This is a genomic window from Pseudodonghicola flavimaris (assembly GCF_030164425.1).
GTDB lineage: Bacteria > Pseudomonadota > Alphaproteobacteria > Rhodobacterales > Rhodobacteraceae > Pseudodonghicola > Pseudodonghicola flavimaris.
This window is the reverse complement of record NZ_JASNJD010000001.1, coordinates 122,753-141,920: the sequence shown is the minus strand read 5'-3', so window position 1 is coordinate 141,920 and position 19,168 is coordinate 122,753. Positions and strand designations below refer to the sequence as shown.

The following is a 19,168-nucleotide window of genomic DNA, read 5'->3' as shown; positions in this document are numbered from 1 at the left end:
TTCAGCCCTCCTGAAGTTGGGTGACAAGGCGGTCGGCAAAGGCTGCCCCGGCCTCGAATTGGGATACGGTGATGAATTCGTCGGGCTGATGCGCCTGGGCGATATCGCCCGGCCCGCAAACCACGGCGGAATAGCCGGCGGCCTGGAAATGTCCGGCCTCGGTCCCGTAGCTGACCACATGGGTGGCATTGTCGCCGGTGACCCGGCGCACGAAGGTTTCCGCGGCCCCGTCGGTTTCCGGACGCAGCCCCGGCACCGAGAACCGTTCGGTGAACTCGATCCGCGCCTCGGGGCAGACCGCCTGCATCTCTGTCTGGATCTCCGCCAGCCGCGCCTCGGCCCGCGCCTGCCACGCATCCAGGCTTTCGTCCGGCACCGCGCGGAAGCCGAAATCGAGCCGGCAATGCTTGGCGGTGATATTGGCGGCGGTGCCGCCTTCGATCAATCCGGTGTGCAACGTCGTCCAGGGCGGCGTGAACATGGCGGCGATGGGGCTGGGCGTGGCCGCCATCTGTTCCGCGTTCACCTCGTTTTCCCAGACCAGGAATTTCGCTGCCTCGAGGATCGCGTTGACACCGGTGTGCATGATCGAGCTGTGCACCTCGACGCCCCACACATCGACCCAATAGCCGCGCCCGGACTTGTGGCCGGTCACCGTCTTCATCATCGACGGCTCGCCGATGATCGCCGCCGTCCCCTTGGGCAGCACCCCCTGCATGGTCTCGATCATCGGTGCGGCACCGGTGCAGCCGACTTCCTCGTCATAGCTCAGCGCCAGTTGCAGCGGCCGGCGGACGCCGCGGGCCTGCGCCTCGACCAGCGCCCAGATCGCCAGCGCGTCAAAGGCCTTCATGTCGACCGCGCCGCGCCCGAACAGCTTGCCGTCGCGTTCCGTCAGCACCCAGGGGTCGGAGGTCCATTCCTGGCCGTCGACCGGCACCACATCGGTATGGCCGGAGAGCACCAGAGCGCCCTCTTCCCAGGGGCCCGCATGGGCGAAGAGCGCGGCCTTGTCGCCCTCTTCGTTGTAATGGCGGTGGCCAGTGATGCCGTGTTCGGCAAGATAACCTTCGACCCAGTCGATCAGGGGAAGATTGCTGTCGCGGCTGACAGAAGGAAAACTCACCAGCTTGGCGAGGATCTCACGCGGGGATAGTCGGGTCGGCATCAAAGCTCCGTTGGCAGGGCCAGGTTCGGGATCGCATCGGGGCGGTGCCGGCGGTGCCGGCAGCGTCCGGGTCGGGCCGGCCGCGCCTGTGGCGGGCGGGCCCTCTCCCTCGATCAACCGCCCGCCCCTGCGGAAGTCAATAGCCGCTGTCTGTCGTCAGCACGAAATGGCCCGGCGCGACCTCATTATATTCAGAGGGGGCGGGATTGTAATCAGGCGGATGGATCGGCGATGGGATCGGCTTGAAGTTCAGCTCGCGCTCGGCCTTGCGGCGATGGGGATCGGCGATCGGAACCGCCTTCATCAACGCCTGGGTGTAGGGGTGCTGCGGGCTCTCGAAAACGGCGGCGCGCGGCCCCATCTCGACAATCCGGCCCAGATACATCACGCCGACATGGTGGCTGACCCGCTCCACCACGGCCATGTCGTGGCTGATGAAGAGATAGGACAGCCCCAGTTCCGCCTGAAGCTCCATCATCAGGTTCAGAACCTGCGCCTGCACCGAGACGTCCAGCGCCGAGACCGCCTCATCCGCGACGATCAGCTTGGGGTTCAGCGCCAGCGCCCGGGCGATGGCGATCCGCTGACGCTGACCGCCCGACATCTCATGCGGGAAGCGGCGCATGAAGCTGCGCGGCAGCTGCACCCGGTCGAACAGCATCGCCACGCGATCCTGAATCTCCGAACCCGAGCCGATGCCGTAGTTGCGCATCGGTTCGGCGACCTGATCCATCAACTGCATCTGCGGGTTCAGCGAGGCGAAGGGATCCTGGAAGATCATCTGCATATCGAGCCGCGCCTTGCGCAGCGCACCCGGGTCGAGCGTCATGATATCGGTGCCGTCGAGGTTGATCTCTCCGGCCATCGGTTCCACCAGCCGCAGGATCGACCGGCCGCAGCTGGATTTGCCGCAGCCGGATTCGCCCACCAGGCTGAGGGTCTGGCCCTTGTTCAGGGTGAAGGAGACATCCTCGACCGCATGGACATTGGCCACGGTGCGGCGAAAGAACCCACCCTTGACCGGGAACCGCGTGGTCAGCCCCTTGACCGTCAGCAGCACCTCGTCGGTGCCGGGGATCGGTGCGATCTTCTGGTTTTCCACCCCGAGGAGCTTCATCGGCTCCGGCGCCGCCTTGCCGCGCATCTCGCCCAGTTTGGGGACCGCCGCCAGCAACGCCTTGGTGTAATCGTGCTTCGGATTCTCGAAGATCTGCTCGACCGGGCCTTCCTCGACCTTGTTGCCGCGGAACATCACCACCACGCGGTCGGCCATCTGCGCCACCACCGCCATGTCATGGGTGATGAACATCACCGCGGTGCCGGTTTCGCGTTTCAGCCGGTCCATCAGCGCCAGGATTTCCGCCTGGATCGTCACGTCGAGCGCGGTGGTCGGCTCATCGGCGATCAGCAGACGCGGCTCGCAGGCCATCGCCATGGCGATCACCACCCGCTGGCGCATGCCGCCAGACAGCTCGTGCGGGTATTGCCCCATCCGCCGTTCCGGCTCCGGGATACGCACCTCCCGCAACAGCTCCAGCGCCCGGTCCCGCGCCTCGTCCTTGCTCATGCCCTTGTGGACGCGCAGCCCCTCCGTCAGCTGCCGGCCGACAGTGAACACCGGGTTGAGCGCGGTCATCGGCTCCTGAAAAATCATCCCGATCTCATTGCCGCGGATATGGCGCATCAGGTCCTGATCGGCCTTTGCGAGATCGGTCTCTCCGCCGTCGCGGCGATCAAAAATTAGGCGCCCACCGGCGATTTCACCGCCGCCGAATTCCACCAGTCGCATCAGCGACAGCGACGACACCGACTTGCCCGAGCCGGATTCGCCGACGATGCAGACGGTTTCACCCGGCGCCACCGAAAACGAAACATTCTCGACCCCGACGACAGGCCCGTCCTTGGTTTCGAATTCGACACGCAGCCCTTCAATCCGGGCGATTGGGTGATCCAGCACGCTCTGACCCCTTTAATCCGTTTCCGAGACGCTAAGTCGGGCCGCGCGCCTAAGTCAAACCCCCACCGCGCAATTTCCTGCCCCGGAGGCTTGCTTTTTTCTCAAACTCTGTTTCGATGGGCCGGTAATCGCCGGATCGAGCCCACGAGAAGACCCAGAACCACACGATGTTTCTCTTTTCCTGCAACGGCTTGAACTACGTTACGAAACCAAAAGCCCCACCGCGCATGACGCGGACAAGACATGAAAACATGTCCAATAATCATGCCCAATAGGAGTGTAGCATGAAGATCAAATCCCTTTTGCTCGGCGCGATCGCTTCGTCCGCGCTGGCCACCACTGCGATGGCCGAGCGTGGCAGCGATGGCACCGTGAACATCATCTACTGGCAGGCCCCTTCGATCATGACGCCCTATTTGTCGGGCGGCACCAAGGACATCGAGGCCTCGTCGCTGGTTCTGGAACCGCTGGGCCGTTATGACCCGGAAGGCAACCTCGTCCCCTTCCTGGCGGAGGAAATCCCGACTGTCGAAAACGGCGGCGTCAGCGCCGACCTGACCTCGATCACCTGGAAGCTGAAGCCCGGCCTGAAATGGTCCGACGGCAGCCCGGTGACCTCGGCCGACCCGGTCTTCACCGCCGAATACTGCATGCATCCCGAGGGCGGCTGCGCCCAGCTGTCGAAATACGACGGCGTCAAATCGGTTGAAGCGCTGGACGATCTGACCGTGAAGGTCACCTTCGAACGTCCGATGCCGAATCCCTATGGCCCCTTCATGGGCGCACAGTCCCCGATTCTGCAAAAGGCGCAGTTCCAGAACTGCCTGGGCGCCAAGGCCCCGGAATGCACCGACGCCAACTTCGCCCCGATCGGCACCGGCCCCTTCATGGTCGATGAATTCCGTCCCAATGACGTGATCTCGCTGTCGGCCAACCCGAACTATCGCGATCCGGCCAAACCGGCCTTCGCCAAGGTCAACTTCAAGGGCGGCGGCGACGCCACCGCAGCCGGCCGCGCCGTGCTGGAAACCGGCGAATACGATTACGCCTGGAACCTGCAGCTGGCGCCCGAGGTGATCGCCCAGATGGCCGCCGCCGGCAAGGGCACCCCGGTTTCGGCCTTCGGCACCCTGGTCGAGCGGATCGAGATGAACCTGACCGACCCGTCGCCGTCGCTGCCCGACGACGTGCGCGCCACCCGCAAGGCGCCGCACCCGATCCTGAGCGATCTGCGCGTCCGCAAGGCGCTGTCGATGGCCATCGACCGCGAACTGCTGACCGAGATCGGCTATGGCCAGGCCGGTCGTCCGACCTGTAACCTGGTGCCGGCCCCGGCGCTCTACGCCTCGCCCAACACCGACTGTCTGACCCAGGACATCGAGGGCGCCAAGGCGCTGCTGGAGGAAGCCGGCTGGACCGTCGGCGCCGATGGCGTGCGTGAAAAGGACGGCATGAAGCTGAAGCTGCTCTATCAGACCTCGACCAACGCCGTGCGTCAGGACTTCCAGGCCCTGATCAAGCAGTGGTGGAGCGAAATCGGTGTCGAGACCGAGCTGCGCAACCTCTCCGGTTCGGTCTTCTTCGGTGGCGACCCGGGCTCGCCCGACACCTTCCAGAAGTTCTATGCCGACGTCGAGATGTACGCCAACAACTTCGACGGCACCGACCCGCAGGCCTATCTGTCGATGTACCGCTGCGGCAACGAGCCGAAGCCGTCCAGCCAGTGGCAGGGTGAGAACATCAACCGCTTCTGCGATCCGGAATACGACAAGCTTCTGGACGAACTGGCCCAGACCGGTGAACTGGCCAAACGTGGTGAAATCGCCATCCGTCTGAACGAAATGCTGACCAAAGACAGCTATACCATCGTTCCGCTGGTTGACCGCGGCCGCGTCTCGGCGCATTCCAACACCCTTGGCGGGGTCCGTCTGAATACCTGGGACTCCGAACTCTGGAATGCTGCGGACTGGTACCGCATCAAGTAACTCCGGCCACAGGCAGCCCCGGTTCGCCCGGGGCTGTCATATCTGACGATGGCCCCCGGCCGCGCCCGACCGGCGCCCGGGGCGCCTGAAATAAGGGTGTATTCCTCATGCTCACCTTTACCGTTCGGCGTCTGGTTCTGGCCGTACCGACGCTGTTGTTCATCAGCCTCGTGTTGTTTCTTCTGCTGGAACTCGCCCCCGGGGATCCGATGGCGCAGGTTCCGCTGACCGTTCCGCCGGAAGTCAAAGAAAAGATGCGCGAGGCGCTTGGGCTCGGCCAGCCAGGCTATGTGCGGTTCTGGAAATGGCTGGTTCAGTTCTTCTGGATCGAGCCGCAGGTGCTGATCGATCACTATCTCGGCACCAGCTTCTCCGAAGGCGATCTGCGGGTGATTTCCTGGCAGACCCGGAGCCCGGTGATGGATATCGTGATCCAGCGCATCCCGCAGACGCTGTGGGTGGTGGGCACCGCCTATGTCGTCGGCGTTCTGATCGCGCTGCCGATCGGGATTTACTCGGCCTACCGGCAGTATTCCTGGTTCGACCAGGCCGGGACCTTCGTGTCGATGATCGGCTTCTCGGTGCCGCCGTTCTTCTCCGGCGTGCTGGTGATCGTGATCTTCTCGGTCAATCTCGGCTGGTTCCCGTCGATCTACGACACCACCCACAAGGTGGTCGACTGGGACAGCTTCGTGATCCAGCTCAGGCAGATGATCATGCCGGTGATGGTGCTGGCGCTGCAGATCACCGCGCAGATCAGCCGCTTCATGCGCGCCTCGATGCTCGACAACCTCAATCAGGACTACGTGCGCACCGCCCGCGCCAAGGGCTTGGGCGAAAAGACCGTGGTGCTGGTGCATGTGCTGCGCAATTCGATGATCCCGGTGGTCACCGTGATCGCACTGGGGGTTCCGTCCATCTTCGGCGGCGCCATCATCACCGAGCAGGTGTTCAAGGTGAACGGCATCGGCCAGCTGCTGATCGGCGCCATCCAGGCCAACGATCTGCCGATGGTGCAGACGCTGACCTTCATCTTCGCGGTGCTGATCGTGCTGTTCAACCTGATCGCCGATGTGCTCTATGGCCTGCTTGACCCGAGGATCCGCTATGACTGACAAAGACCGTCTGGTTCCCGACGAAGGGCTTGCCCCTGCTTCCACCGTCCTGCCCGCCGCGGCCGGCCCGCTGGAGGAATTCACCCGGCCGCCGCGCAGCCAGTGGCGCGAGGTCTGGGGCCAGTTCAAGAGCCACAAGGGCGCGCTTTACGGTGGCATCCTGTTCGTGCTGATCATCGGCTGGGTCTATCTGGGACCGCTGCTGTGGCATCTGGATCCGACGCTGATCAACATCCGCGCCCGCAACCAGGGCCCGAGCCTGGCGCATCCCTTCGGCACCGATCAGCTGGGGCGGGACACCTTCGCGCGGATGATGGCCGGCGGCAAGACCTCGGTCTCGGTCGGCATCACCGCGATGCTGCTGGCGCTGGGGCTCGGCTCTCTCGTCGGGGTGCTCGCCGGCTTCTTCAAACGGCTCGACGGGCTGCTGATGCGGATGACCGATCTGTTTCTGGCGCTGCCGCTGCTACCGCTGCTGCTGGTGATGATGCTGCTGTTCCGCGAACCGCTGAACGCGGCTTTCGGGCCGGAACAGGGGATCTTCATCCTGATCGTGGTCTCGATCGGGGTGACCAGCTGGATGCCGACAGCGCGGATCGTGCGCGGCGACGTGCTGGCCATCAAGGAACGCGAATTCGTTCTGGCGGCCCGCTCCATCGGCACCCGCAACAGTATGATGATCCTGCGCCACATCCTGCCCAACGTGCTGTCGCCGATCATGGTCTCGGCCACGCTGGGGATCGCCACCGCGATCATCACCGAAAGCTCGCTGAGCTTCCTGGGCCTCGGCTTCCCGCCGGACTTTCCCACCTGGGGGCGGCTGCTGTTCGATGCCACCGACTATTTGCAGCAATATCCCGAGCGGGTGATCTGGCCCGGTCTGGCGATTTCGCTGACGGTGCTGAGCGTCAATTATCTGGGCGACGGGCTGCGCGACGCGCTCGATCCCCGGATCCGCGGGCGCTGAGCCCGGGAGCGGAAAATAAGAACAGAGCTCTGCCGCCGCCCTCCGGGGCGGCGGTTTCGTTTCCGGCGCTGGCACTGGCCCGGAACACCGGTGCGCGCGTCGGCGCGGCTTTGGAACTTTGTTCTGCCGCCCACTGGAGCCGGCCCCTCCAGCGCGCTTGATCGGAATCGAATACGACCCCTATTGGGAAAAAATTCCGTTTTCCCGGAGAATGGCGTCATGTTTGAGACATTCGGTTTCGAAACCACCACCGCGCGGGAGGCCAGCGTTCTTTTCGGCCTCGGACTTGGGCTGGCCTTCGGCATCCTCGCCCGGCTCACCCAGTTCTGCTTTCGCCGCGCCCTGGTCGGCACGGATCGCCGCGCCGCGCTGGGGGTCTGGATGACGGCGCTGGCCGTGGCCCTGGCCGGCACCCAGATCGCCGTCGGGCTGGGCTGGATCGGCTTCGCCGATCATCGCCTGCTGTCGCCCGATCTACCGGTTCTGGCCATCACCCTCGGCGGGCTGGCCTTCGGCGCCGGCATGGTGCTGACCCGGGGCTGCGTGTCGCGGCTGACGGTGCTGGCCGGCGGCGGCAATCTGCGTGCGCTGCTGGTGCTGCTGGTCTTCGCGCTGACCGCCCATGCCACGCTGAAGGGGGTGCTGGCGCCGCTGCGCAGCGGTCTGGGGACGGTGACCCTGCCGCTTGGCGACAGCGTCAGCCTCGCCGCGCTGCCCGGCGGACGGCCGCTCTGGACCGCCGCCCTGCTGGCGCTGGCCCTGATGCTGGTGGCCCGTGCCCGGCCCCGCCCCCGCCTGCTGCTGGGGGCGGCGCTGATCGGGCTACTGGTGCCGCTGGGCTGGGTCGGCACCGGGCTGGTGCTCTATGACGAGTTCGAACCGATCGCGATGGAGAGCCTCTCCTTCACCGCACCGATGGCCGAGACGCTGTTCTACACCGTCGCCTCCAGCGCCGTCAGCGCCGGCTTCGGCGTGGCACTGGTGGCAGGCGTGATCCTGGGCGCGCTGCTGGTCGCCCTCGCCCGCCGCGACTTCCGCTGGCAGAGCTTCGACAGCCCGCGCCAGACCGGCCGTTACATGGCCGGCGCGGTGCTGATGGGGATCGGCGGCGTTCTGGCCGGCGGCTGCACCCTGGGCGCCGGTCTGTCCGGCGTGCCGACGCTGAGCCTGGCGGCGCTTCTGGCGCTTGCCTCCATCGCTGCCGGGGCGCTCGGGCTCAATGCGGTTCTGTCTCCAGCTTCCGGCGAATCCGCCGGATCGCCCCCCAGACCCCAAGCACAACCGGCAGAGTAAGCACCGCCGACAACATCCCCTTGCTGTGGCCGGTCGCCGCCGCAAGGGGATAGAGCAGGTAGGAGGCGAGCGAGACCGCATAATAACTGATCGCCACCACCGACAGCCCCTCCACCGTGTGCTGCAACCGCAGCGACAGATCGGCGCGGCGGTCCATGCTCTCCAGCAGCGCCTGGTTCTGGGCACTGCGTTCCACATCCACCCGGGTCCGCAGCAGATCGCCCGCCCGCATCGCCCGATCCGCCAGCGCCTGCAACCGGCGTTCGGTGGATTTCACCGTGCGCATCGCCGGTTCATAGCGGCGGATCATGAAATCGGCGAAGGTCTGGCGGCCCTGGAACCGCGCCTCGCGCAGCGAGGCGATGCGCTGGGTCACGATCGCCTCATAGGCGCCGGTGGCCCCGAACCGAAAGGCGCTGCGGGCCACGAGCGCCTCCAGTTCCGCCGAAATCGACAGCAGCCCGCCCAGCGTCTGCTCGGCCGGGGTGTCGCCGTCGGTCATCTTGCTCATCAGCTCCGACAGCCGCCCGTCCAGCGCGCCGATCTCGGCCGAGAGGCCCCGGGCGCGGGAAAACCCCAGCATCGACATCGCCTTGTAGGTCTCGATCTCGCACAGCCGCTGCACCACCCGGCCGATGCGGCGCTGCCCGGTGCCGGCGGTGACAAACAGCGCGAACCGCATGTGCCCGGTGGGATCGATGCGGAAATCCCCCGCCGCGACGATGGCATCGTCCAGCACCGAGGCAGCCGCAGTGCTTTCGGCGACGAACCACTCCGCCAGCGCCGCGTTGATCCCGGCCTCATCCGGGCGGGCGCAGACCCTGAGCGAGATCGAGGTGATCCGCTGACCCGGCGCCCGATCCAGCCAGTCGTCGGGAAATACCGCGAAATCCGCCGGATCGAAGGCCCGGTCGCTGACCCCCTCCGAAATCGCCGTATAGGTGACGAATTCCGCGTGCTGTTCCCATTTCAGAACGTGCCGGCCGATGCGGCCGGAGTAATGCGTCGCCCCCGGCTGCGGATGCGGCGCGCCGTGGCGGTCCAGCAGCGCCGTCAGATGCGCCAGATCGGCCGCCCGGTCCCGGCCAGCTGCGCGCGAGGGCTGCTTGATCGCCAGATAGACCACGGTGGCCGGCTCCTGCATCGCCGGAAACGGCCGGGCGTGCAGCTCATTGGCCAGCGGATAGCGCAGCGGATGATCTACGATCGGAGGCATGGGGCGTTCCTTGACAGTGATCTCGCCCTTATACGTGACCGAGACCTCAATTAAAATCTTTTTATTTCAAACCTTTAACTGGATACCACTGCATACCGGAGAAGGTGGCGCATGCCGTGGGGCGCCGCGTTCATCCCGGTGATCGCCGCCGCCCCCCGCAGCGTCAGGTCGATCAGGCTGACTTTTCGGCCGCCCTCAACCTGTCTGAGCCCGGATCGGATTGCTCGCCTCTTTGAAAATTTCCGCCGCCCCGCCCTGCCCGAATTTCCCTGATACCGATTGAACTTACGCCGCGCGGCGCCTGCCGCCTCGTGCGATTTCCGCAGTGGCCGCGAAAAAAACCGACGGCCGCGCGTCAGGCCGCCGCAGCCCCTGCGTATAGACCTGCATAACCGAGTGACGAGAGGTTCACATGAGCAAGCGACTGACACCCCCGGCCCTGCCGCTCGCCCTGGCGCTGATCGGCCTGACGCCCCTGGCCGCGCCGCCGGCCCAAGCCCAGGCCCGCGCCCAGCAGGCCTTTGCCCGGATCGACGCCAATGGCGACGGCCAGATCAGCCAGGAGGAGTTTCTGGCGCTGCGGCGGCAGATGTTCGCGGCGATGGACGCCGACGGCAACGGCCAGCTGACCAAGGCCGAGATCGAATCCGCCCGCGCCCGCCAGGCCAATGGCCGGACACCGCGCAGCAACCAGATCTGGAAACAGGACAGCAATGGCGACGGTGTTCTGACACTGAGCGAATACACCGCCCAGACCCGCGGCTTCGCCTATGCCGACAGCAACAGCGACGGTGTGCTCAGCCAGCAGGAATTCACCCGGATCGCGCGCTTTCTGGCGCCGGCCCAATAACCCCTCACCCTGACCCATCCCCCCTGACAGGAGATTTCCAATGTCCACATCCCTTCGCCTGACCGCCGCGCTGTTCGCCCTCGCCATCGCGCTGCCCGCGGCTGCCCAATCCGTCACCGTCACCGGCAATAATGGCGGCACCATCCAGAAGAATCGCGAATGTCTGCGTGGCGCCGGCAGCGCCATGTGCCAAACCTCCGCCACCGCGACCACCGCGAACGGCCAAAGCGCCACGCGCAACCGCACCCGCGTGACCGGCGATGGCCAGTCGACCACCTCGGTGTCGCGGATGGGACCCAACGGGCAGACCGGCGGCCGCACCCGGCAGGTCACCCGCTGATCCGGGCGCACCGGGCGCCGCCAGGGTAATGGAGGACGAGTGAGCGATCTCTCCCCTCAGGACCACGCGCGCACCCTGGTGGCCGCCATGGCCGCCGGGGACCGGACGGCGCTGTCCGGGCTGATCCGCCTCTACGGCGGCGGCATTCAGGCCTTTGCCGGGCGCAGCCTGGGTAATGTCGCGGATGGCGAGGATATCGCGCAGGAGGTCTTCTTGCGGGCCTGGAAACAGGCGGCCCGCTACGACCCTCGCAAGGCGGCGGTGTCGACCTGGCTCTACCGCATCGCGGTGAACCTCTGTATCGATCAGCGACGCCGGCGCGGGGTGCGCCTGTTCCTCGGGCTGGAGACGCTGGAGGCGGCGGCCGAACCGCCCGATCCGGCGCCCGATGCAGCGCAGACGGTGGAGGCGCGCAACCAGCTGGCACGGCTGACACCCGTGCTCGAAGACCTGCCGGATCGCCAGCGGATGGCGATCCTGCTCAGGGCCGTGGCAGAGATGGACACGGCCGAAATCGCCCAGACGATGGGCACCAGCCCCGGCGCGGTGGAACAGCTGCTGGCCCGCGCCCGTAGCCGGCTGCGCCGCGATCTGCAGGAGGGTCCGCGGGGCCACCCCCGGGCTGACAGCGACACCAAGACAGGGAGCACATCCAGATGACAGACAGACAGCCCCCCGCCCCCCTTCCGCCGGTCGCGTCTCCGCCCGGGGACGACACCGAATTCGACCTGTGGCTGCGCCAGAGCCTGTCGGCCGCGCCGGAGGCCCGGGCCGATCCCGATGCGCTCAGCCGGGCGGTGCTGACCCGGCTGGTCACCCCGGCCGCCGCGTCCCACCGCCCCCGGCTGTCGCCCGGCGGGGTGCTGGCCGGCTATGGCACGCTTTTGTCGCTGGGGGTTCTGGCCGGATACATGGCGCTGCCGATGCTGGGAATTTCCAGCGAACTCGTGGTGCTGATCGGCACCGTCACCGATGGCCTGGGTCTGATGGGAGGACTGAGATGACCGGTATCGACACCCCGCCGCGCCGCCGCAGCAATCGCGGCCGGCTGATTCTGATCGGCGTGCTATCGGTCTCGCTGCTGGGCAATGCGGTCAGCGTCGGCACCCTGCTGCAGCTGAACCGGATGCGCAACCTGCTGCTGGGGCCCGACGCCCATCAGGCGCTGTTCCCGCGTGAATACCGCCGCGATTTCAACGCCGCGCTGTCTGAGCATCAGGAGGAGGTGCGCCAGGCCCTGCACCGCATCGTCGCCGCCCGGACCGCGCTGGTGGAAACGGCAATGGCCCGGCCTTTCGACCGGGCCATGACAGAGGCCGCGATGACCGGTTTCCGCACCGAGGTGACCCGGACGATCGCCACCGTGCAGGGGGTCCTGCTGGACGCGATCGAGGATCACGCCCGGCAGGACGACGGCTGAGCCGTCAGTCGATCAGCGGGATCAACTTGTCCAGGCTGTCCTTGGCATCGCCGTAGAACATCCGCGTATTCTCTTTGTAGAACAGCGGGTTCTCGATCCCGGAATAGCCAGTGCCCTGACCGCGCTTGGACACGAACACCTGTTTCGCCTTCCAGACTTCCAGCACCGGCATGCCGGCGATGGGCGAGTTCGGGTCTTCCTGCGCCGCCGGGTTCACGATGTCGTTCGACCCGATCACGATGACCACATCCGTCTCCGGGAAGTCATCGTTGATCTCGTCCATCTCCATCACGATGTCATAGGGCACCTTCGCCTCGGCCAGCAGCACGTTCATGTGCCCCGGCAGACGGCCCGCCACCGGGTGGATGGCGAAGCGGACGTTCTTGCCCTTGGAGCGCAGCTTGCGGGTCAGGTCGCTGACCGCGTTCTGCGCCTGCGCCACCGCCATGCCATAGCCCGGCACGATGATCACGCTGTCGGCATCGTTCAGCGCCGCGGCCACACCGTCGGCGTCGATCGCCACCTGTTCGCCCTCGACCTCCATCTGCGGACCGGCTGCGCCGCCGAAGCCGCCCAGGATCACCGAGACGAAGGAACGGTTCATCGCCTTGCACATGATGTAGGACAGGATTGCACCGGAGGAGCCGACCAACGCCCCGACCACGATCAGCAGATCGTTGCCCAGCGAGAAGCCGATCGCCGCCGCCGCCCAGCCCGAGTAGCTGTTCAGCATCGACACCACCACCGGCATGTCGGCGCCGCCGATGCCCATGATCAGGTGATAGCCGATGAAGAAGGCCAGCAGCGTCATCACCACCAGCGTCCAGCCGCCGGCGCCGCCCATGTAGAGAAAGAGCAGGATCAGCGACAGGATCGCCGCGCTGGCGTTCAGCATGTGGCCGCCCGGCAGTTTGGTGGCCTTCGAGGTCACCTTGCCCGCCAGCTTGCCGAAGGCGATCACCGAGCCGGTGAAGGTCACCGCACCGATGAAGATGCCCAGGAACAGCTCGACCTTCAGGATGTTCAGCTCAACCGGGGACTTATGCGCCAGCAGGGCGGCGAAACCGGTCAGCGCCTCGCGCGTCTCGGGGCTCATGGCCGCGACGCGGGCCGCTTCGATATGCGCGTTGAAGCCGACGAAGACCGCTGCCAGACCGACGAGGCTGTGCATTGCCGCGACCAGCTGCGGCATCTCGGTCATCTGCACCCGCTTGGCGACGAAATAGCCGATGATGCCACCGCCGGCGATCAGCACGACAGACAGCAGCCACAGGCCGGCACCGGGGCCGATCAGCGTTGCGACAACCGCCAGCGCCATGCCGGCGATGCCGTACCAGACCGCGCGCTTGGCGCTTTCCTGGCCCGACAGCCCGCCCAGCGACAGGATGAAGAGGACGGCGGAGACGACATAGGCCGCCGTGGTAAATCCGAATTCCATTATCCCCTACTCCTTACGATTTCTGGAACATGGCGAGCATGCGCCGGGTCACGAGGAAGCCGCCGAAGATGTTGATGCCGGCCATGAAGACCGACAGCGCGGCGAGCAGGATCACGAGCCAGGAGCCAGAGCCGATCTGCATCAGGGCGCCCAGAATGATGATCGACGAGATCGCGTTGGTCACGGCCATCAGCGGCGTGTGCAGCGAATGGCTGACGTTCCAGATCACCTGGAAGCCGACGAAGACGGCCAGCACGAAGACGATGAAGTGCTGCATAAAGCTGGCCGGAGCCACCAGGCCGACGCCCAGCAGCAGCACCGCACCGATCACCAGCAGGCTCACCTGGGTCTTGGTCTGCGCCTTGAAGGCGGCGACTTCCTGCGCCCGGATTTCCTCCGGCGTCAGTTCCTTCGGTTTTTCCTTCTTCTGCGCCGCGATGGCAGCCACTTTCGGCGGCGGCGGCGGGAAGGTGATTTCGCCCTCGAAGGTGACGGTGGCGCCCCGGATCACGTCGTCTTCCATGTTGTGCACGATCTTTCCGTCCTTCTCGGGCGTCAGATCGGTCATCATGTGACGGATGTTGGTGGCATAGAGCGTCGAGGCCTGCGCCGCCATCCGGCTGGGGAAATCGGTGTAGCCGATGATGGTGACACCGTTGTCGGTGACGATCTTCTCGTCCTTGACGGTCAGCTTGCAGTTGCCGCCCTTCTCGGCGGCGAGGTCGACGATCACCGATCCCGGTTTCATCGCCTGCACCATGTCCTCGGTCCAGAGCTCGGGGGCCTCGCGGTTCGGGATCAGCGCGGTGGTGATCACGATGTCCACCTCCGGCGCCAATTCGCGGAACTTGGCCAGCTGGGCTTCGCGGAACTCGGGGCTGGAGACGCTGGCATAGCCGCCGGTGGCGGCGCCGTCCTGCTGCTCTTCCTCGAAATCGAGATAGACGAACTCGGCGCCCATCGATTCGACCTGTTCGGCCACTTCCGGCCGCACGTCGAAGGCGTAAGTGATCGCCCCCAGCGAGGTCGCGGTGCCGATCGCGGCCAGACCCGCGACGCCGGCGCCGACGATCAGCACCTTGGCGGGGGGCACCTTGCCCGCGGCCGTCACCTGACCGGTGAAGAAACGGCCGAAGTTGTTGCCCGCCTCGATCACCGCGCGATAGCCGGCGATGTTGGCCATCGAGCTCAGCGCGTCCATCTTCTGGGCGCGACTGATCCGCGGCACCATTTCCATGGCGATGACCGCGGCGCCCTTCGATTTGGCCAGCTCCAGCCCCTCTTCGTTCCCGCCGGGATTGAAGAACGAGATCAGAGTCTTGTCCTGGGTCAGCCGCTTCAGCTCGGTGTCGTTCGGCTGACGCACCTTGGCGATGATGTCGGCCTCTTTCCACAGGGCGGCAGCGGTCTTGACGATCTCGACCCCAGCGGCCTCATAGGCGGCATCCGAAAACCCGGCCGCCGCACCGGCGCCGGTTTCGATGGCGCAGTCATACCCGAGTTTCTGCAGCTGCAGCGCAGAATCAGGCGTCATCGCGACGCGCGCTTCGCCGTCGTAGATTTCCTTCGGTGTCCCTATCTTCACCTATTCATTCCCCCTCTGACGCCCGTGGTCCGGACGAAATTCGGTACAGTTTGCAAATTACTCACCTATCCCGCGCAACAAAATTTCGCAAGCGCAGCAAGCGGGGCCTGCGTCAAATGATACATATGAGCTACACCCATCTGCGTACCTTCTGTTCGTAACGCGCGAAATCCGCGCGATATTTGCGTCGCATGCGATCTTCTTCCGGAACGATGAAGCGGCGCTCCAGCACCCAGGTCAGAATAGGTAGCAAAGGCAGTGCCAGAACCGCGTCGAAGCGCAGGATCAGGCCGCCCAACACCAGCACATCGCCCAGATAGATCGGGTTGCGGCTGCGGCTGTAGATGCCCGATTGCACCAGCCGGTCCGGCACCCGATGCGGCATGACGGTGGTGCGCTGGCGGCGCAGCTCGTAGACCGCCAGCAGCATCAGCAGCAGACCCGCCCCGACCAGAAGCCCGCCGAGGAACTGCGCCCAATCGCCGCCGAAGCTCAGCCCCAGCGACAGGTAACGGCCCTGCGCCCAGGCCAGCAGGGCGCTCCCCAGCAACCACAGCGGCGGCAGATCGATCCGTCGCATGGCTCAGCCCCGCACCGGGAAGGCTGCGAGATTTTTCCCAAAAATCTCGGCAAATTTCTTCGAAGAAATTTGGGTCATTCCCACTCCATCTCGGCGAAAACGCGGCCTGCGTTCTTCGTCGCCAGTTCCTCGAATGTATCCAGATGCGCCCATCTGGACTGGTCCACATAATAGGCCCCGGCCAGATCGCCGCCCTCTTCGATATGTGCGCCTATCTTTTCGCGCAGGTCCACCAGATAATCGTGGGTATAGCGCCGCACCTGGGCGAAATTCGTCGGATGCCCGTGCCCCGGGATCACATAGGTCGGCGCCAACGGCTCCAGCTTCTCGGTCCAGGTTTCCAGCCAGCAGCTGGTGCAGGTGTCCTCGAAGATCGGCAGCATCCGTTCGTGAAAGGCGATATCGCCGGTGATCATGATCTCCCACGCCGGGATCCAGACCTGCAGATCGCCCGGATCATGCGCCGGCCCCAGATGCAGCACCTTGATCTCCACCCCACCGAGGCTGAGGTCATAGCCCTCCTCGAAGGTCAGATTGGCATGTTCCACCCGGGTGCCTTCCGCCTTGTCGCGATTGTAGCGCTGCATCCCCTGCAGGATGAAATCGCCGTTCTCCTCGGTCTCGGCCACCGCATCGACATGGGCGAGGATATCGACCCCCTGATCGCGCCAATAGCTGTTGCCCAGCATCGCATGGCCCTGGCCGTTCTCGTTGATGACCAGAACCACCGGCTGATCGGTGACGCGCCGAATCTCCTCATGCAGCGCCGCGGCCAACCGGGCGGAGGCGCCGGCGTTGATCACCACCACGCCCTCGTCGGTGACAATGAAGGAGAGGTTGTTGTTGTGCCCGGCGTTCTCATAGGTCGGCGGCGCCGTCGCCCCGATGGCGGAGAAGACATGCGGGATCACCTCCACCGGTTTCGAATAGAGTTCCGATTGCGGATATTGATCGGCGATATCCTCGCTGGCCCCGACCGGCCCGGCGCAAAACGCCGCAAGACCGATCGACGCGGCTGCGATATGGTGGCGCCCGATGCGCGCGGTGATGACGTTGATCATGGTTCCTCCCTGACCCTCCGGTCTCCGGCCCTCCCCGGGGCCGCGAACACATTCGCAGTCATGAATGGGTAAGTAAAGTGACGGGACGGCGCGCTTGCCTGCCCGGCGCCGGCCGATAGGGTGAGCCGCGAGGAGACAGGCGACATGAGGGGCGCCTGGCGTGACGACAGACACGGGATACGAACGGGGGAGTTTCATGACAGTCGCAGGAAAACACGCGCTGGTGACCGGTGGCGGCACCGGCATCGGTCTGGCCATTGCCGAGGCATTGGCTGCGGCCGGCGCCCAGGTCACCATCACCGGTCGCCGGCAGGAGGTGCTGGACGCGGTCGCCGGCGTCAATATGACCGGGCTGGCGATGGATGTGCGGGACGAGGACGACGTGGTGACCAAGATCGCCGCCGCCACCGAGGCGCGCGGGCCGGTGCAGATCTGCGTCGCCAATGCCGGCATCGCCGAGGGGCGCGCGCTGCAAAAGACCTCTCTGGAGATGTGGCGCAATATCATGGCCACCAATCTGGACGGTGCCTTTCTGACCATCCGCGAATGCCTGCCCGGCATGGTTGCCAGCGGCTGGGGCCGGGTGATCACCATCGCCTCGATCGCCGGGCTGCACGGTCTCAAGGGCGCGGCGGGCTACTCTGCCTCGAAGCACGGGCTGATCGGTCTGACCCGATCGCTGTCAGAGGATTTCATGGGCAGCGCCCTGACCTTCAACGCCATCTGCCCGGGCTATGTCGACACGCCGATCGTGACCCGCAACACCGAAACCATCGCCCAGCGAACCGGGCTCAGCGCCGAACAGGCCCGCGCGATGATGGTGGAGGAGAACCGCCACAAACGGCTGATCGAACCCGAAGAGGTCGCCGCCGCGGCGATGTGGCTGGTCGGCCCCGGATCGCAGAGCATCAACGGCCAGTGTATCGAGATCGCCGGCGGCCAGATTTGAGCCGCGCGGCCCCTGAGGCCCGTGATGCCAGTCAGCTCAGTGAGTTCACTCCGGGGTCACGGGCGCCGGCACGGCGCCCCTGCCTCAGGGCCTGATCGCTATGCGGTCAGCCCGGCCCCGGCGAGGGCGGCGAATTGCGCCACCCGCGCCCGATAGGTCGGGTAATCCGGCACCACGCATTTGATGCCCTTGAGCACGGTGGTCAGCATCACCGCCACCTCTTCCGCCGGGCCGGTCAGCCGCACCTGCCCCGCCTCTGCGGCGCGGCTGAGCCAGAGCGCATAGACCACGCTCAGCCGTCCCTCGCCGGCCTTGACCAGATCGCCGGCGGTATCGGTCCCGGCATCGAGGATTTCCATCCCGTGCGGCGATGTCAGCATGATGCGCGCGACCTCGCCGCCCTGCGCCTCGAAGGCCGCGGCGAGCAGATCGCTGACACTGCCCTCGCCCTCCAGCGCCGCCGCCACCTCCTGAACCGCATGGGCATAATAATATTCCACAAGGGCGCGATAGATGTCGTCCTTGTTGCGGTAGTGCAGATAAAGCGCCGGGCGCGACATCCCTGCCCCGCGGGCAATATCGTCCATCGAGGTCTTGCGGAACCCATAGGTCGCAAAGGCCTGTTGCGCCGACAGCAGAATCGCCGCCTGCCGGGGATCGAAGTCTGACTCACTCATGCGGACGATTTGACAGAAGTTGACAAAATTGTCAATTGACAGACTGACAGTAAATACCCATTTTGTCACAAAGTCAGCGCCGCAGCCGGGGGAGCCTCCCATGCCAACCACAGTGACCGTCAACGGAACCCGCCACGATGTCGATTTGCCAGGCGACGTGCCCCTGCTGTGGGTGTTGCGCGACGAACTGGGGCTGACCGGCACCAAATACGGCTGCGGCGTCGCCGCCTGCGGCGCCTGCACCGTACAGATCGACGGCGAGGCGGTGCGCAGCTGCCAGGTCGCGCTGGCGGATGTCTGGGGCGCGGTCACCACTATCGAAGGGCTCGGCCGGCCTGGCGCGCTCTCGGCGCTGCAACAGGCCTGGCAGGATCACCAGGTGGCGCAATGCGGCTATTGCCAGTCCGGCCAGATCATGCAGGCCGCCGCGCTGCTGGAGACCACTCCGGCGCCGACCGATGCAGAGATCGACGAGGCGATGCAGGGCAATCTCTGCCGCTGCGGCACCTACCCCCGGATCCGCGCTGCCATTCACAGCGCCGCCCAGATGATCAAGGAGGGTTGAGC

The 19,168-nt window shown here is 65.7% G+C and carries 19 protein-coding genes; 11 read left to right on the top strand and 8 right to left on the bottom strand.

The genetic code is table 11. The features are described from left to right. Position 1 precedes the first annotated feature (1 nt). On the bottom strand, positions 2–1,168 hold the full coding sequence (gene argE, locus QO033_RS00675) for an acetylornithine deacetylase (protein ID WP_284478988.1): 1,167 nt from the start codon (positions 1,166–1,168) through the stop codon (positions 2–4). Between the two features lie 136 nt (positions 1,169–1,304). Next, entirely contained in the window at positions 1,305–3,125 is a 1,821-nt protein-coding gene (locus tag QO033_RS00670; protein ID WP_284478987.1) for an ABC transporter ATP-binding protein, read from the bottom strand. 284 nt (positions 3,126–3,409) lie between these two features. On the opposite strand from QO033_RS00670, the gene QO033_RS00665 reads away from it, so the two are divergent. The 4 genes from QO033_RS00665 (at position 3,410) to QO033_RS00650 (ending at position 8,485) form a co-directional block, all read left to right on the top strand. Further along, positions 3,410–5,110, top strand: coding sequence for a peptide ABC transporter substrate-binding protein (locus tag QO033_RS00665; protein ID WP_284478986.1), 1,701 nt, complete (start codon positions 3,410–3,412; stop codon positions 5,108–5,110). 107 nt (positions 5,111–5,217) lie between these two features. Beyond that, the gene (locus QO033_RS00660; RefSeq protein ID WP_284478985.1) at positions 5,218–6,225 is read left to right on the top strand and encodes an ABC transporter permease; all 1,008 of its coding nucleotides are present in this window, start codon (positions 5,218–5,220) and stop codon (positions 6,223–6,225) included. Continuing rightward, positions 6,218–7,192, top strand: coding sequence for an ABC transporter permease (locus QO033_RS00655; protein WP_284478984.1), 975 nt, complete (start codon positions 6,218–6,220; stop codon positions 7,190–7,192). Before QO033_RS00660 ends, QO033_RS00655 begins: the two co-directional genes overlap by 8 nt. A 219-nt stretch (positions 7,193–7,411) precedes the next feature. Next, the gene (locus tag QO033_RS00650) at positions 7,412–8,485 is read left to right on the top strand and encodes a YeeE/YedE family protein (RefSeq protein ID WP_284478983.1); all 1,074 of its coding nucleotides are present in this window, start codon (positions 7,412–7,414) and stop codon (positions 8,483–8,485) included. Here QO033_RS00650 and QO033_RS00645 read toward each other — a convergent pair. Beyond that, complete coding sequence (locus QO033_RS00645; protein ID WP_284478982.1) at positions 8,409–9,701, bottom strand: DUF3422 family protein; 1,293 nt, start codon at positions 9,699–9,701, stop codon at positions 8,409–8,411. The genes QO033_RS00650 and QO033_RS00645 overlap by 77 nt on opposite strands. Before the next feature lie 412 nt (positions 9,702–10,113). On the opposite strand from QO033_RS00645, the gene QO033_RS00640 reads away from it, so the two are divergent. The 5 genes from QO033_RS00640 to QO033_RS00620 are packed head-to-tail and all read left to right on the top strand — an operon-like array spanning position 10,114 to position 12,311. Beyond that, positions 10,114–10,551: an EF-hand domain-containing protein gene (locus tag QO033_RS00640; protein ID WP_284478981.1), complete on the top strand. Its 438-nt coding sequence runs from the start codon at positions 10,114–10,116 to the stop codon at positions 10,549–10,551. A 40-nt stretch (positions 10,552–10,591) separates the two neighbouring features. Next, positions 10,592–10,891 (top strand): hypothetical protein, encoded by a 300-nt coding sequence (locus QO033_RS00635; RefSeq protein WP_284478980.1) that lies wholly within the window; start codon positions 10,592–10,594, stop codon positions 10,889–10,891. A gap of 39 nt (positions 10,892–10,930) precedes the next feature. Then, complete coding sequence (locus QO033_RS00630; protein ID WP_284478979.1) at positions 10,931–11,551, top strand: RNA polymerase sigma factor; 621 nt, start codon at positions 10,931–10,933, stop codon at positions 11,549–11,551. Then, the gene (locus QO033_RS00625) at positions 11,548–11,895 is read left to right on the top strand and encodes a hypothetical protein (protein ID WP_284478978.1); all 348 of its coding nucleotides are present in this window, start codon (positions 11,548–11,550) and stop codon (positions 11,893–11,895) included. The genes QO033_RS00630 and QO033_RS00625 overlap by 4 nt, the downstream gene beginning before the upstream one ends. Then, positions 11,892–12,311 carry a hypothetical protein gene (locus QO033_RS00620; protein ID WP_284478977.1) on the top strand — a complete coding sequence of 140 codons (420 nt, stop codon included), beginning with the start codon at positions 11,892–11,894 and terminating at the stop codon, positions 12,309–12,311. Before QO033_RS00625 ends, QO033_RS00620 begins: the two co-directional genes overlap by 4 nt. 4 nt (positions 12,312–12,315) lie before the next feature. Here QO033_RS00620 and QO033_RS00615 read toward each other — a convergent pair whose 3' ends face one another. From QO033_RS00615 to QO033_RS00600, 4 genes are all read right to left on the bottom strand, one after another. Further along, positions 12,316–13,749, bottom strand: a complete 1,434-nt coding sequence (locus QO033_RS00615) for an NAD(P)(+) transhydrogenase (Re/Si-specific) subunit beta (protein ID WP_284478976.1) — start codon at positions 13,747–13,749, stop codon at positions 12,316–12,318. Positions 13,750–13,762: 13 nt separating this feature from the next. Further along, positions 13,763–15,334, bottom strand: coding sequence for a Re/Si-specific NAD(P)(+) transhydrogenase subunit alpha (locus QO033_RS00610; RefSeq protein WP_284478975.1), 1,572 nt, complete (start codon positions 15,332–15,334; stop codon positions 13,763–13,765). A gap of 130 nt (positions 15,335–15,464) precedes the next feature. Beyond that, entirely contained in the window at positions 15,465–15,914 is a 450-nt protein-coding gene (locus QO033_RS00605; RefSeq protein ID WP_284478974.1) for a methyltransferase family protein, read from the bottom strand. Between the two features lie 74 nt (positions 15,915–15,988). Continuing rightward, positions 15,989–16,975 carry an MBL fold metallo-hydrolase gene (locus QO033_RS00600; protein ID WP_284478973.1) on the bottom strand — a complete coding sequence of 329 codons (987 nt, stop codon included), beginning with the start codon at positions 16,973–16,975 and terminating at the stop codon, positions 15,989–15,991. Positions 16,976–17,171: 196 nt separating this feature from the next. On the opposite strand from QO033_RS00600, the gene QO033_RS00595 reads away from it, so the two are divergent. Beyond that, positions 17,172–17,924 (top strand): SDR family NAD(P)-dependent oxidoreductase, encoded by a 753-nt coding sequence (locus tag QO033_RS00595; RefSeq protein WP_284478972.1) that lies wholly within the window; start codon positions 17,172–17,174, stop codon positions 17,922–17,924. 98 nt (positions 17,925–18,022) lie between these two features. On the opposite strand, the gene QO033_RS00590 is transcribed toward QO033_RS00595, so the two are convergent. After that, the gene (locus QO033_RS00590; protein ID WP_284478971.1) at positions 18,023–18,601 is read right to left on the bottom strand and encodes a TetR/AcrR family transcriptional regulator; all 579 of its coding nucleotides are present in this window, start codon (positions 18,599–18,601) and stop codon (positions 18,023–18,025) included. 100 nt (positions 18,602–18,701) lie between these two features. Between QO033_RS00590 and QO033_RS00585 the strand changes: the two genes are divergently transcribed. Beyond that, positions 18,702–19,166 carry a (2Fe-2S)-binding protein gene (locus QO033_RS00585; RefSeq protein WP_284478970.1) on the top strand — a complete coding sequence of 155 codons (465 nt, stop codon included), beginning with the start codon at positions 18,702–18,704 and terminating at the stop codon, positions 19,164–19,166. Positions 19,167–19,168 lie beyond the last annotated feature (2 nt).

Coding starts and splice junctions, on each gene's coding strand:
- QO033_RS00590 (WP_284478971.1), bottom strand. CDS start 18,601: ATGAGTGAGTCAGACTTCGATCCCCGGCAGGCGGCGATTCTGCTGTCG.
- QO033_RS00660 (WP_284478985.1), top strand. CDS start 5,218: ATGCTCACCTTTACCGTTCGGCGTCTGGTTCTGGCCGTACCGACGCTG.
- QO033_RS00645 (WP_284478982.1), bottom strand. CDS start 9,701: ATGCCTCCGATCGTAGATCATCCGCTGCGCTATCCGCTGGCCAATGAG.
- QO033_RS00650 (WP_284478983.1), top strand. CDS start 7,412: ATGTTTGAGACATTCGGTTTCGAAACCACCACCGCGCGGGAGGCCAGC.
- QO033_RS00635 (WP_284478980.1), top strand. CDS start 10,592: ATGTCCACATCCCTTCGCCTGACCGCCGCGCTGTTCGCCCTCGCCATC.
- QO033_RS00665 (WP_284478986.1), top strand. CDS start 3,410: ATGAAGATCAAATCCCTTTTGCTCGGCGCGATCGCTTCGTCCGCGCTG.
- argE (WP_284478988.1), bottom strand. CDS start 1,168: ATGCCGACCCGACTATCCCCGCGTGAGATCCTCGCCAAGCTGGTGAGT.
- QO033_RS00605 (WP_284478974.1), bottom strand. CDS start 15,914: ATGCGACGGATCGATCTGCCGCCGCTGTGGTTGCTGGGGAGCGCCCTG.
- QO033_RS00640 (WP_284478981.1), top strand. CDS start 10,114: ATGAGCAAGCGACTGACACCCCCGGCCCTGCCGCTCGCCCTGGCGCTG.
- QO033_RS00595 (WP_284478972.1), top strand. CDS start 17,172: ATGACAGTCGCAGGAAAACACGCGCTGGTGACCGGTGGCGGCACCGGC.
- QO033_RS00625 (WP_284478978.1), top strand. CDS start 11,548: ATGACAGACAGACAGCCCCCCGCCCCCCTTCCGCCGGTCGCGTCTCCG.
- QO033_RS00620 (WP_284478977.1), top strand. CDS start 11,892: ATGACCGGTATCGACACCCCGCCGCGCCGCCGCAGCAATCGCGGCCGG.
- QO033_RS00600 (WP_284478973.1), bottom strand. CDS start 16,975: ATGATCAACGTCATCACCGCGCGCATCGGGCGCCACCATATCGCAGCC.
- QO033_RS00655 (WP_284478984.1), top strand. CDS start 6,218: ATGACTGACAAAGACCGTCTGGTTCCCGACGAAGGGCTTGCCCCTGCT.
- QO033_RS00615 (WP_284478976.1), bottom strand. CDS start 13,749: ATGGAATTCGGATTTACCACGGCGGCCTATGTCGTCTCCGCCGTCCTC.
- QO033_RS00585 (WP_284478970.1), top strand. CDS start 18,702: ATGCCAACCACAGTGACCGTCAACGGAACCCGCCACGATGTCGATTTG.